Source organism: Bacillus sp. NMCC46 (assembly GCF_002998465.1).
Taxonomy (GTDB): Bacteria; Bacillota; Bacilli; order Bacillales; family Bacillaceae; genus Bacillus.
The window spans coordinates 187,474-202,087 of the sequence record NZ_PVQZ01000006.1 but is presented as its reverse complement, the minus strand read 5'-3'; the positions used below and the strand labels follow the sequence as shown (position 1 = coordinate 202,087).

2 protein-coding genes are annotated in these 14,614 nt (G+C 46.5%); both read right to left on the bottom strand.

Translation table 11 applies throughout. The annotated features are described in order from the left end of the window. Positions 1–41: 41 nt before the first annotated feature. A complete protein-coding gene (locus C6Y01_RS16395; RefSeq protein WP_106038508.1) occupies positions 42–3,875 on the bottom strand; it encodes a non-ribosomal peptide synthetase in 3,834 nt (1,277 codons plus the stop codon). A 44-nt stretch (positions 3,876–3,919) separates the two neighbouring features. After that, on the bottom strand, positions 3,920–14,611 hold the full coding sequence (locus C6Y01_RS16390) for a non-ribosomal peptide synthetase (RefSeq protein WP_106038507.1): 10,692 nt from the start codon (positions 14,609–14,611) through the stop codon (positions 3,920–3,922). Positions 14,612–14,614 lie beyond the last annotated feature (3 nt).

Below are 14,614 nucleotides of genomic sequence, written 5' to 3'. Positions count from 1 at the left end.
CAGGCAGGGCTGCCAGTGTGCACCCCTGCCTAATCTAAAGTTTACAAGACTGCTTCTCTATTTTTATGATGGACTATCTTTTGGATCAGCTGTGCATTTTGAGCGGCACATTCTTTGTTTTTGAACATGTCAGCGTGCTGACCATAGCCTTGATATTGTCGATAAGCGCCGGTCGTCGCAGCTTCCCAATTTTCCATCCAGTCTGGTATCGCAATTTGCTCTTCGGATTGGATGAAGTCAATGTCTGCTTGTATCTCTCCTTGGTTCACCCCCTTAACAAAAGTTTCATAGTAGGCTCTCGTTTTTTGAGCCAGCGCGTCTTGGATGAGCTCCGCTTGGGCAAGTTCACTTTGCTGCGACTGATGGACGATCGCTGCTATATCGTCATCAATGGATCGTCCTTCTAAATCACTTTCTCCTATTTTCTTATAGGAATCGATCATGATGACCTTTTCGACGGTCCGCCCTGCTTGTTCGAGCGATTGAACAAGCTCAAAGGCTAGGTAGCACCCGCCAGAGTATCCCATCAAAGTCAGCGGTCCTTCAGGCTGAAGGTGCTGGATATGCTGAACATATTGCGAAATTCGATGATCGGCTTCAATAAAGTCAAAGGCGATCAAACGAACACCATCAAGCGTTTTTGCGGCTTCCTGATAAATAAAGCCATAGCCTGGTAATGGCGGGAGAGCAAAGACTGTTGGCGTTTGAGATTCATTGAATACAAGATAGCCTGCGGCTTCCTGATCCTGCTGTTGAATATAACGGCTGATTGCTTCAATAGTAGGCGTCTCAAACAGCAAGTGAATGGGCACCTGAACATCGAATTCCTTCGACACCTTGGATAAAAGCGACATCGCTTTTAATGAATGCCCGCCAAGCTCAAAAAAATGGTCATCTGTGCTGATATCATCTCTTTCAAGCACTTCCCTCCACATCACAAGCAACTTTTGTTCTACCTCATTTACTGGAAGCTTCACATGGCGGTTTCCTTGAGGCGCCTCTGGCTTTGGCAGCTGACGTTTATCAACCTTTCCATTTGGCGTAAGCGGCATTTTCTCAAGTCTGATCAGCTCATGAGGCTGCATGTAAGCCGGAAGTTTTTCCTTCAGCCCTGACTTGATCACATCGAGTTTGTCCTTCCACTCCTCCTCACACGTCATATAGGCGAGCAGCCTTGTATGCTGCGTGTTATGCTGATCAGCTATAAGGGCAGCTTGCTTTACGCCTGGATGCATGAGAAGGTGGGCTTCAATTTCTGTCAGCTCAATTCGATGACCGCGAATTTTCACCTGGTCATCCACTCTGCCTGCATACTCAATCAAACCGTCTGCTCGAAAATAGGCCAAGTCTCCCGTACGATACAGCCTTTCTCCCGCAGCAAATGGATGGGCGATAAAGGCTTGTTTTGTCAGATCAGGACGATTCAAATACCCCTTCGCAAGCCCTTTTCCGCTCAGGCATAGTTCTCCGACCATTCCAATCGGCTGAAGCTGTCCGTGCGGGCTCAATATATAAGCACCCGTCTGGTTGAGCGGCTTTCCGATTGGAATCGAACGCGTCTCTACCGGCAGAGCCTCATCTACTGGATAATAGGTGGCGAAGACCGTTGATTCGGTTGGACCGTAGACATTGATCAGTCTGTCTTTCCCCATGACATCAAAGGCTTTCCTCACATGCTGTACCGATGCCCGCTCTCCTCCGAACAGCACCTTGCGCACACTGCGCATCCAGTCGGTTTCTTCATCAACGAGGAGATTAAATAATGCCGTCGGAACAAACATGACAGAAATGTTTTCCCTTTTAATCACCCCCGTCAGCTCGCCCATGTTTAAAATGGTCTCTTTTTTCGGCAAGACAAGCTTTGCTCCGTTTAAAAGTGCGCCATATACATCAAATGTAAAGCCATCAAATACGCTGTTGGATAGTGACAGCAGTGTATCTGTTTCTGAAATGGTTAAGTAGTTCGTATTTTTGACCACCCGGGCAATATTGGAATGGGTCGTCATGATGCCTTTTGGCTGACCTGTTGTACCAGATGTATACATGATGTAAGCCGTATCGTGTAAGCCTGCTTCTAGCAGAAGATTCTCTGAGCTCATCAGTGAAATTTCCTGATCATCCGCAAACAGATACGTACCATCAAACGCAAGTGCCTTCGCCTGACCGATAAAGCATGAGTGAGTCAGAAGATGCGTTGCCCCGCTGTCTTTAAGCATGTATTGAATGCGGCTTTCTGGATAATCGGGATCAATTGGCACATAGATTGCGCCTGCTTTTAAGACAGCCAGCAGGCTGACAATAAGTTCAGGCGTGCGGTCGGCTAAAATGGCGATGACCGTTTGATGCGTGACCCCATTTTTTTGCAAATGCCTTGCCAATCGATTGGCTTGTTCATTCAGCTCCGCATATGTCATCGTGTGCTCACCTGCTGATAATGCCACTGCATTCGGCTGTTTGCGGACATTATGCTCAAACCATTTCGACAAATACAGCTGGTCATGCTCAAGCTCAGGCGCATTCCATTCCTCAAGAATCAGCTGCTTTTCCTGTTTCGTGACGAGTGTAAGTGTATGAACCGATTGATCGGGATGCTTGATCGCCTCGTTCATCAATAGACTCAGCTGCTCCTTTAACCGGTGGACAAATTGAGGATCAAATGCTTTTTGGTTAAAGGCCAGCTTCAATTGCAATTGTTCTCCTGGTGATGCCAGCAAATTGAGATCATAGTTCGATTTTTCATATACATTCATGTTTTCCACAGTAAACCCTAATCGCGCCTCTTGCTCGTCCTTCTTTGCGGCTGGGACGTTTTCAAACACGACAATATGATCAATGAGTGGCTGCTGACCTGTCTTTGCCTGAATATCATAAATCGGAATATATTGGTGCGGCTCGGCTGCAAGAGACTGCTGCTGAGTCTCTGATAGAAGAGAACGGAATGTCATGTCATCTGTCAGCTGAATTCTTCTTGGGATGACATTGATGAACAAGCCAACCATTCTGTCAACACCAGCCAAATCTGCCGGACGTCCCGACACAACCGTGCCAAACAACACATCATTTGAACGCTGATATCTGCTCAACAGAATTGACCACACCGATTGAAGCACGCTGCTTAACGTGGCATTTTGCTGCAACGCTAACTCTGATAAAGCAGCCGTTTCTTCTTTGCTCATCGACCATTCCATTTCGCCTAATTCATGTTCATTCGTTTGTTTTCTCTGTTCTTTAAAGGTTGATTGTCCATCAAACCCGGCTAATGATTGCTGCCAATATTGAAGTGATGCTTGTTTATCTTGTTTTTCCAGCCATTGAATATATTCTTTGTATGGTTTAACCGGTTCCAGCTTGTAAGGGACGTCATGCAAAAGTGCATGATAAATTGCAAATAACTCCTGCACCACAAGCCCAAAGCACCAGCCATCAAGGAGGATATGGTGATAGCTCCATATCCAGCGATAGCTGGCAGGACCCGTTTGGAAAACGGATGCCCGCATGAGAGAATCCTTCGAGAGATCAAATCCTCTCAGCTGATCCTGTTGTTTAAATGTCTCAATACGTACAAGCTGTTCGTCTTTAGAAAGATCCTGCATGTCCACCACATCAAGCGTAAAAGGGCGTTTCTTCAGCACAACTTGGACAGGGCGCTTCACTTTTTCGTGGAGAAATACGGTACGAAAAATATCGTACCGCTCCACGATGACATTCATGCTTTTCTCAAGTAAGTCATGACGCAGTGTGCCCTTTACGTTCATATCCATTTGCTCTACATAAAATCCCTTTTCTTGATGATGGAGGGTATGAAACAGCATTCCTTCTTGCATCGGTGACAGATAATACATGTCTTGAACTTGATCCCTTTTAAATGAACTCATCTATTTCATCCTCCCTTCCCGTTTGTATGACTGATCTCGTGTTGTTAGGTCAATTTTTCCTCAAGCATGTCAAAAATGTCGTCCATTTCATCCATTTCAAGATCAGCCGCAGAGAAGTCACTTGGCGTAAATTCTCTTTCTTGCTGCGCTAAACAATGGGTAATGATGGATTGGATTTTTTCTTTCAACAATGCCATGAACTGCTGTATCGTTTGTTCTTCATATTCATCTGTACAATAGGAACACGACAACATGAATCGATTGTGTTGAACAAGACCACTGAGGTTCAGCTTATAGACAGCTTCTGAATCAGGGCTTGCTTGTCGTCCCATATCATAGGTGGACGGTCCAAAGAGTTCTGTCGTCACTTCCTGATCGATCTGCCCAAGATAGTTCAAGCTGATTTCAGGATGTACGTGCTGTCCTGACGGCTCAGTGGCTGTCATGTATTTCAAAATCCCGTAGCCAATTCCTTTATTTGGCACACGCCGCAGCATCTCTTTCGTTCCTTTAATAGCATCAGCTATGGTCTGATCCGGCTTTGCTTCAAGAACAACTGGATACATACTCGTAAACCAGCCAACCGTGCGGGAGACATCCAGCCCTGATAAAATATCCTCTCTTCCATGACCTTCAAGCTGCACATGTACATGGGACTTCCCTGTCCACTCCTGAACGGCAAGCCCGAGAGCACATAGAAGAATATCGTTCATTTCCGTTGTGTACGGTAGATGAATATCGGTTAAGAGATGCTCGGTTTCGGACTCTGAAAGCTGCATCTGTACTGCTTTTGTTTGAGCAACTTTTCTTTTCTTTACTTCATGATCAACAGGTAAAGTGGTCAATGGCAGAGTGTCAATCTCTGTCCAGTACTCACTTTGGCTTTTTAACGGCTTGGACTGTGCGTATCGTTCGATTGCCTCTGCCCATTCTTTAAAGGAATGGGTTTTTGGCGGAAGGACGAGCGTTTGTCCTTGAGCTGCCTGCTGATAAAGAGACATAAAATCCTCTAGTAAAATTCGGCATGAAACACCGTCAATGACAAGATGGTGTGTCACGATGAGTAAGTGATCGCCATCTTTTGCACGGAAACAAATCACTTTCATGAGCGGACCTGTTTCGAGGTTCAGCTGACGCTGATACTCGTTGGCATATGTGGAAATGGCCTTTTTCACGTCGTGCTCTTTAGAGACATCATGAGAAATAATCGCAATCGATTCCGTGAGCTCCCGCTGATTGTATTGCAGAATGTCATCATGCTCCTGCCTGTATACCATGCGCAGTGCATCATGGTGTGAAAGCAATTTCTGCATCACTTGTTCTGTAATCGAAAGGTCAAATCCGTTTGGCGCATGAAGCATCATCGAGAGATTCCAATGGTGCTGGTCACTGAATGCTCGCTCAAAGAACCAGCGTTGAATTGGAGTCAAAATGACTTCCCCTTCAACCGATGATTGGTCAGCTGTCAATTGATCGGCTTCTTCGATATATGGGCGCAGCTCCGCAATCGTTGGATATTGGAACAATAGCTTCATATCAAGCTTCCAGCCCGCTTGCGTGAGTCTGCTTGCCATTTGGATGCCTTTAATTGAGTCTCCACCAAGGAAGAAGAAGTGGTCGTGAATGCCGACTTGGCTCACGCCAAGGACATCTGCCCAAATATCGCAAAGCAGTGTTTCAACTTCGTCTCTTGGGGCTTCGTATGCCGTTTGGTTTGCTTCCATATCAGGCGCTGGCAATGCTTTCAGATCGACTTTGCCATTTGCCGTCATCGGCAGTTGGTTAAGCTTGATGATGTATGATGGCACCATATAGTCTGGCAACGTGCGTTTTAAGCTTTCTTTTAAGTCTTCTGTTTCATTCTCCGTGATGACATATGCGGCAAGGGCGTCTTGATCGCTTGCATCTTTCACCGTTGTCACGACTGCTTCTTTGACTTCCGCCAGCGCAAGGAGCTGCGCCTCAACTTCTGACAGTTCAATACGGAAGCCTCGGATATTGACCTGATGGTCTTTTCTGCCGAGATAGATCAGCTCGCCATCCTCTGTCCATTTCACTAAGTCGCCTGTACGGTACATGCGCTCACCTGGATAAAATGGATCTGGGACAAATCGTTTGTTGGTTTCCTCTGGAAGATTCCAGTACCCTCTTGCCAGTCCTTTCCCCGCAATCACGAGCTCACCCGGTACGTCTGGCGGCGAGAGGTCATATAACAAACCCATAATGTAAAAACGGGTATTGGCAATCGCTGTTCCGATTGGAAGCGTTCCTTGATCTGGGTTGATGATCCCGCTTGTCGCCACGACTGTATTTTCCGTCGGACCGTAGTTATTAACGAGTTTATATGGAACAGGCTTTACCTGTTTCAACTTGTCTCCGCCAGTCAGTAGGTAGCGCAGTGAATGATTGTCCATTGACATAAACTGCTCGCATAACTGGGTCGGCAGGAACGCAATGGTGATACCTTTTTCATTGAAATACGTATTGAGCTTGATCATATCGAGACGAATCGCTTCATCGATGATGTGCAGCTCTGCGCCGGCGATCCACGACGGGAACATCTCCCAAATGGAGGCGTCAAAGCCAAAGCCGGCATATTTGGCGGTTCGATCCGCATTTGTCACTTGGAAGGCATCATTGTGCCAGAAAGCAAGATTGACAAGAGACTGGTGCTCGACCATGACACCCTTCGGCTGTCCAGTCGTTCCCGATGTGTAAATCATATAGGCGAGATCTGTTGGTTTCACATGTACCTGAATTTCTTGTGCTTCTCCTTCTACGGCATCTTCTATTTGCAGAACATGACCTGTGAAAGAAGTTGGTGCAGTCAGTCCTTTTTGCATCAGAAGCACCTCTGCCTCGCAGTCCTCTAGCATGTACGCAATACGCTGAGCCGGATAATCCGCATCAATTGGAACGAATGCCGCACCTGCCTTCAGGACGCCAAGGACGGCTGCCGTCATGTCAAGCGATGGACGGGTGAGAATGCCGACGCGATCTCCGGGTTTTGTGCCAAGAGAGATCAATTTCTGAGCAACTATATTCGCCCGATTGTTCAGTTCCTCATATGTCCAGCTCGTTCCGCAGAATGTCGCCGCTTTTTGTAGGGGTGCCTCATGTACCTTGGCCTCAATCAGTGCATGGACCGTTTGATCTGACGTGACGTCTAGGACAGGACCTGACCATTCATTGATCAGTTCTCGTTTTTCCTCTTCAGTTAAGATCGATAGCGCTGAAATTGGCTGATTTAGCTTAGCCAGCATTTCGTCTATGATTTGTTCAAAATATTGACTCCAACGCTGAATGGTCTTCTTTTTAAACAGTGCCCCTGCATACTCAAAACGCAGGCCCACTTGGTCTTTTTCTTCAAATACACCGAGCGTTACATCAAATTTTGCTTGAACTGTTTCTTGCTGTTTTTGCGAAAGCTTGAGTCCATCCAGATCCGGTAACGTCAGGTCTCGGTCATCCGTTGTCAGCATGACACTAAACAATGGGTTGCGGCTCGTGTCTTTCGGAAGATCTAACTGTGCCACCAATTCCTCAAACGGGAATTCTTGATGTTCATAGGCTGCTAGGCTGCGATCTTTCATTTTTTCAAGCAATTGTGCTGTCGTTTCCTCTAACTGCACTTCATGTCGAAGAGCCAGTGTATTCACAAACATGCCCGGAACCCGTTCGATTGAAGCTTGCGTACGTCCTGCTGTCACAGCGCCTATAACGATATCTGTCTGCCCAGTTAATTTGGAAAGGAAAATGGCAAATGCCGTTTGCATGACCATGTTCAAGCTCACACCTTTTTCAGCCATGAGCGTTTTAATGGACTGCACCTTTTCAGCAGATAACCATCTATCGACGCGGTCTCCTTCAAATGACTGAACATGAGGGCGTGGAAAATCAAGTGGCAGCGCCAAATCTTCAGGCGGCTGAGCGTATTGCTCCAGCCAATATTGACGCTGTTTCTCGAGCAGCGCTTGCTGCTTTTCTTCCTGCTGCCATACCGCATAATCCTTGTAGTGCAGCTGAACTGGCGGTAATGTCTTTTTCTCATACAACTCTGCCAATTCTTGAATGAGCAAACTGCGTGTGACACCATCTGCGATGATATGGTGCATATCCATCATGAACACATATTTCTCATCAGAAAGCTTCGCCACCTTTGCCCTCATTAATGGTGCTTGATGTAATGAGAATGGGGTGATAAATGCGTCTATGACAGGCTGCTCATGACCTCTCTCTACTTCAACAACCTCTAACGTAAACGGCACTCGGCGATAGACTTTTTGAACTGGTACGCCGTCAATTTCTACAAAGGCTGTCCGCAATGATTCATGTCGTTCGATCAAGGCTTGCAGCGCTTCTTCTAGCTGCTTTACATCAAGGCTGCCTTCCATCATCAAAACGGCAGGCATATGGTAAGTAACTGCTTCTGGATGCAGCTGCTGTAACACATACATCCGCTTTTGAGCGGAAGAGACAGGATAAAAATCTTGCTTCTCCGCCGGATGAATGGATGTGATGTCCGAAGAATCCACTTCTTCCAAATAGGCTGCCATCGCCCGTATCGTTGGCTTTTCAAAAAGGACTTTGAGCGGCACATGCTTGTTCAGCTTGGCTTGTACCTTCGAAATGAGCACCATGCCTTTGAGAGAATGACCTCCCAATTCAAAGAAGTGACCATGAACACCTATTTGTTCAACCCCAAGTACTTCTGACCAAATGTCACACAGCGATTGCTCAAGTGCCGTTTCTGGTGCTGCATGCACCGCGCGGTTCATATGCACCTCGTGCGGAAGCGGCAGAGACTTCGCATCTACCTTTCCGTTTTGTGTGAGCGGAATGTGGTCGACTTTGACAAAGTACGTTGGAATCATATAATCCGGCAGTGTCTCCGCAAGCTTTTCTCTAAACGTCAGTGTTCCAATTGGTTCAGGCGCTGCGTAATAGAGTGCAAGCTCCGGTAAACGGGACATGTGAATTACTTTGACATACACCTCTTGAATGGATAATCGTGCACGCGCGGCATGCTCAATTTCCTGTTTCTCAATACGATAACCGCGGATTTTCACTTGATCATCTATTCTTCCGAGAAACTCAATGTCTCCATTTGCATGCTGTCTCACCAAATCCCCTGTACGATACATCCGCTCTTCAGGAAAATACGGATTTTCAAGAAAACGCTCTGCTGTTAATTCAGGCTGATTCAAATACCCTCTCGATACACCTTCCCCCGATATATAAAGCTCTCCAGGTGCGCCGTAAGGGACGAGGCGCTTCTGACGATTGAGTGCGAGCGCTCTTGTGTGAGCAATTGGCTGCCCGATCACAGAGCGATCCTTCAAAGCGCCTAGCTCTTGCGGTGTGATCAGCTTGGTCACAGTCCCAATAGTTGTCTCTGTCGGACCATAGTGGTTCATCACTGCCACACATGGGTGCTGCTCCATAAACGTTTCAACATCCTCAGAGACAATCGGTTCCCCTCCAAGTATCACAAGGCGTAAAGCGTTAAATGCATGATCCTTCGAATCTGCCATCATATGAAATAAGGATGGTGTCATTTTGATATACGTCAGCTCTTGTTCATCAATCAAACGCATGAGACGCACCGGGTCTGTATACACATCTTCACGAGGCACATACAGTGTCCCCCCTGCTTTTAAAACAGGGAAAATGCTTGTGTAACCGAGATCGTATGCATAAGAAGAAAGCAGTGCCGTCCTATCGCATTCTTGCAATGTCACCTCATTTGTCAGCCAGTTGACATAGTGTGATAGATTACGATGCGTGAGCTGTACACCCTTCGGCTTCCCTGTTGTACCAGATGTGTATATTACATAAGCGAGCTGATCGGCTGAGCCTTCCGGCAGATCTAGCGAGCGGCTTTGCTGCACTGCTTTTTCAACCTGCACCACCTGAATCGACTTGTGATCTTGATAGGAACCTGCAAGAGACTCATTTGTCACGATCACTTGTGCACCTGAATCTTCTAATGTGTAACGGATACGTTCCGCAGGGAAGGCCGGATCAATTGGTACAAATGCACCACCTGCTTTCATCACACCAAGCATTGAGACGATGACATAGACAGAGCGGTCAAGAATCAGTGCTACAGTCTTTTCTTTCTCGACGCCTCGTACCTTCAGTTCACTGCCAAGCGCATTTGCCATGTCTTCCAGCTCGCGGTAAGTGAGCTTCCGTTGATCATCCATCACCGCAATGGCATCTGGTGTTTCCTTTACCTGACGCGAAAATTGGACATGGAAGGGCTCATGACGATTCGATTGCACTTCGTCTTTTTTCTCCAATCGCTCTATTTGCTCATGCTGATCAAGGATACGGAGCAAGCCGATCTGTTCATCCGGGTGTTGGACCGCTTCACGAATAATCGCTAGAAGATGAGTTCCGAACCTGCGGACCGTCTCTTCTTTAAATAATGCCGCTGCATAGTCAAAGCTCAGCTTTAATGCTCCCTCTCGTTCAAATGCTTCTAGAGACAAGTCAAATTTGACAGAGTGATGCTGAATGGCATAAGGCGAAATGTGCAGATTGCCGAGCTTTAGCGCCGGAACCTCCATGTTCTGCATGTTAAATGACACGCTAAAGAGCGGGCTTCGGGTTGTATCACGATCTAGCGGAAGGCGTGCAATTAATTCTTCGAGCGGATAGCTTTGATGAGCAAAAGCGTCAACACTCGTTTCTTTTATTTCTTCAAGCAGCTGTAAAAATGTTTTCGTTTGTTCTGGTTTTCCGCGCATCGCAACGGTGTTGATAAACATCCCCGGCATGTCCTGTATATCAGGATGTGTCCGTCCTGCAACAGGGGAACCAACAATGATATCTTCCTGGCCGCTATAAGTGGCAAGCAGCACTTGAAAAGCAGATAACAAGAACATGTACATGGTCGTATCTGTTTTCTGAAGCAATTCATGAATCCGCTGAGTCGTCGCTTGATCACAGCCAAACATGAATCGTTCCCCGGAAAAATCACGTTCCGCTGGACGCGGATAATCAGTTGGCAGCTCTAATACCGGCAAGTCCCCTTCGAATTGCTTCAACCAATATGCTTCATGCTCCTTCTGTTTCTCCGTCTCTTCTTCACTTAACTGCCAGACAGCGTAATCTTTATAATGAATGGCTCTTTCTGCAAGAGCTTCTCCATCATAGGCCTTCGCCAAATCTTGAATGAACGTCTTCATGGAGCTGCCATCTGTAATGAGATGATGTGCTTCCAAGACGAGAAGATGACGGTTCTCACTGACCTTCAACAACTGAGCTCGCAATAGAGGCGCAGCTGTTAAATCAAATGGTGTTTGACTTTCAGAAAGGAATGCCTCCGCCTCTTCTTCCTTGATGTCATGAACGGGAAGGTCAAATGCAGTCCATTCATTCACCCTTTGGACGATGTCTTCTCCATTTATATGAAAACTCGTTCTTAAGATTTCATGCGTTTGGATCAACTGATCAAACGCCGATCTGAGCCGCTGATATTCGAGTGTCCCTTCAAGCGTTAAGACGATCGGAATATGATAATTCGTGCTGTCAGGTTCAAGTGTCTGCAAAATGTATAAACGGCGCTGGGCTGGTGATACCGGATATTCTTCCGCCTGCTCTGCTGGTAAAATAGGATGCCCCGTTTCTTCTTGACCGTCCTGATCGATGTACGCCGCTAATGAACGAATTGTCGGCTTCTCAAATATCACTTGAATCGGTACTTCCTTTTGAAGCACCTCTTGAATTTTCGCGGACATCATCATCGCTTTGAGAGAGTGCCCGCCAGCCATAAAGAAATGTTCATCTACTCCTACCGTTTTCCCAAGGAGCTCCTCCCAAATTTGAGCAAGTGCCTTTTCCGTCTCCGTCTCAGGCGGAATGATTTCCTTTTCATCCCGATGCGCGTCCGGCTTTGGTAAAGCTTTTCGATCTACCTTCCCGTTCGACGTGAGCGTAAAAGCATCCAGCTTCATCACATGGTGCGGCACCATATAAGCTGGCAGCTCTTGATTGAATAAATCCCGCACCTCTTCTTCTGTCATCGTCCCTGTGAAGTAAGCAGTGATTTCCTTTTCATCTGAGGAAAACGAATGGACAAGCACAACCGCATCATCTATGCCCGATTCTTGCTGAAGCACTGTTTCAATTTCACCAAGCTCAATACGGAAGCCTCGAATTTTCACCTGATCATCTGTCCGGCCGAGGAATTCGATCTGGCCATCCGCGCCATATCTAGCCAAATCTCCTGTTCGATACAAACGGCCTGACGGCTTAAAAGGATCTGCCATGAACACTTGATTGGTCAAATCTGGACGATGGAGATACCCTCTTGCGACACCATCTCCACCAACATACAGCTCTCCTGGCGCTCCAATTGGCTGCAATCTTTGATCATCATCTAAAATATAAGCTGACGAATGGTTGATCGGCTGGCCAATTGGGATCGGCCCCGTTTCATCTCCTCTTACTTCGTAAATGGTCGAGATGGTTGTATTTTCTGTTGGGCCATAGGCATTCAGTAAGACAAGTGCTGGATGATGCTGTTTCACAAGCTCCGCACTCTTCACATTGATGACGTCACCGCCTGTAATTAATGTGGTTAATCCTTTGAACATTTGCGGCCGCTGCTGAGCGAGCTGATTAAATAATCCAGTTGTTAAAAAGAGCGCCGTCAACTGATGTGTTTGGATAAATTGTTCGAATCGATGGATATCCAATAAAGTATCACGGTCAACAGGATAAAGCGTCGCCCCATTTAGCAGCGTGGTAAATATCTCAAAGGTAATAGCATCAAAGCTAACGGCCCCTGTATGCGCCATACGATCCGACTGGGTCAAGCCTAATTTCTCCTGAGAGCAAGCCAATCTCACAATATGCTGATGCTCAATTTGAACCCCTTTTGGCTGTCCAGTTGATCCTGATGTATACATGATATACGCCAATTGAGATGGAGACGTCCGAACTGATAAATCCACGTGTGAGTGATGAGGCTTACTCGTCACATGTACAGCCTTGATATGTTCATCAACTGGCGGCTGATTGTCAGCATGAAGCAAAATGGATGCGCCGCTGTCTTCAAGCATCCATCGGATTCTCTCCTCAGGCTGGGAAGGATCAATCGGCACATAAGCAGCCCCTGCGTGCAGAACTGCTAAAATGGCGATCACCGCATCTGTTGATCGGTTCATATACACCGCGACAGCATCCCCCGGCTGTACGCCGTTTTCAACAAGACTGCCGGCTAAACGACGGATTTCTTGTCCAAGCTCCCCGTACGTGAATGTTCGATCGCCTTCAACTAATGCCAGATAGTCAGGCTGCGCCTTCATACGTTCATTAAGCAGCTCAGGAATAGACAGATGCTTCGGATAATCTCGCTCTGTCTGATTCCACGCTTCAATCTGCTGCTTCTCCTTTTCTGTGATACATGTCACATCATGAAGGCGTACATCAGGGTTCTGGATGATTTGCTTCATGAGATTGGTCAGATGTTTTGATATGTTTTCAATGATCTTTTCTTCAAAAGCTATGGCGTTGTATTTGATTTTCAATGTCCACGTTTCACCTGGATAAACAAGGACATTTAGGTCGAAATTCGTTTGTTCAAATCCGTCCTTTACATCAATGGAAAAACCAAGCCGTGCAGACATGGTATCTCCAGACAGCTCCTGATCTAAAGGATAGTTCTCAAACCCAACCAAATGATCAAAGAGCTGCCCTCCAGCAGCTGTCTTTTGCTGAATGTCATAAAGCGGCATAAAATCATAGTTTTCCGCTTCCAGTGCATGCTGCTGAACCTTTTGAAACAACTGTTTGAACGTCTGCCCCTGATCCAATGTCACCCGAACGGGTATCGTATTGATAAACAGCCCTGCCATGCGCTCAATCCCAGATACACTAGGAGGTCTGCCTGATACAACGGTTCCGAATGTCACATCATCTGCTGCATGATAGGTGCCTAAAAGAACGGACCAGACCGCTTGGAACAAGTTCGGTGCCGTCACTTGGCTTTGTCTTGCCACATCTTGAATGGCTTGTACCGTATGAGCATCCCATGTAAACGTCCATTCCCGATGGTCGTATTGTCCGTTCGATTCTTTTTGCTGCAGCAGTCCTTGATGTTGAACAGCGCCATCTAGACGCTTCTTCCAATAGCTTTCCGCTTCTTGTTTATTTTGCTTTCCAAGCCAATGGATATAATCTGCATAAGGCTTACCCTGTGAGCGATCCGGCGTTCGACCGTTCCGATAAGATTCATAGTAATGAAACAGTTTTTTCATTAAAACACCCATGGACCAACCGTCCATGATGATGTGATGGTTGCTCCAAATCAGATGCCAATTTGTTTCATTTAGTTGAAAAACAGCGACCTTCAATAATAGATCATTCGTTAAGTGAAATCCTTGCTTTCTCACTTGCTTTTTATATTGACCCAATACCTTTTGCTGCTCTTGATGATTCAGATGAGATAGATTCTCTCGATACACATCTAGATGACGTTCAGCCAGTACAACCTGACGAGGCTTTTGCAATTGTTGATAGACAAAGGCTGTACGGAGAATGTCATATGTCCGTATGAGCTCATTGAGACTTTTTTCAAAAAGAGCGAGATCAAACTCTCCGCTTATTCCAAGCTCAAGCTGTGTGAAATAAGAGGAGGAATTAGGGTCTAGCATGGCATGATACAGCATGCCCTCCTGCATGGGTGTTAAAGGATATACCTTTTGAATCTTCTGCTTGCTCATAAG

Excerpts from the sequence above, each read along its gene's own strand:
- C6Y01_RS16395 (WP_106038508.1), bottom strand. The coding sequence starts at position 3,875 with ATGAGTTCATTTAAAAGGGATCAAGTTCAAGACATGTATTATCTGTCA.
- C6Y01_RS16390 (WP_106038507.1), bottom strand. The coding sequence starts at position 14,611 with ATGAGCAAGCAGAAGATTCAAAAGGTATATCCTTTAACACCCATGCAG.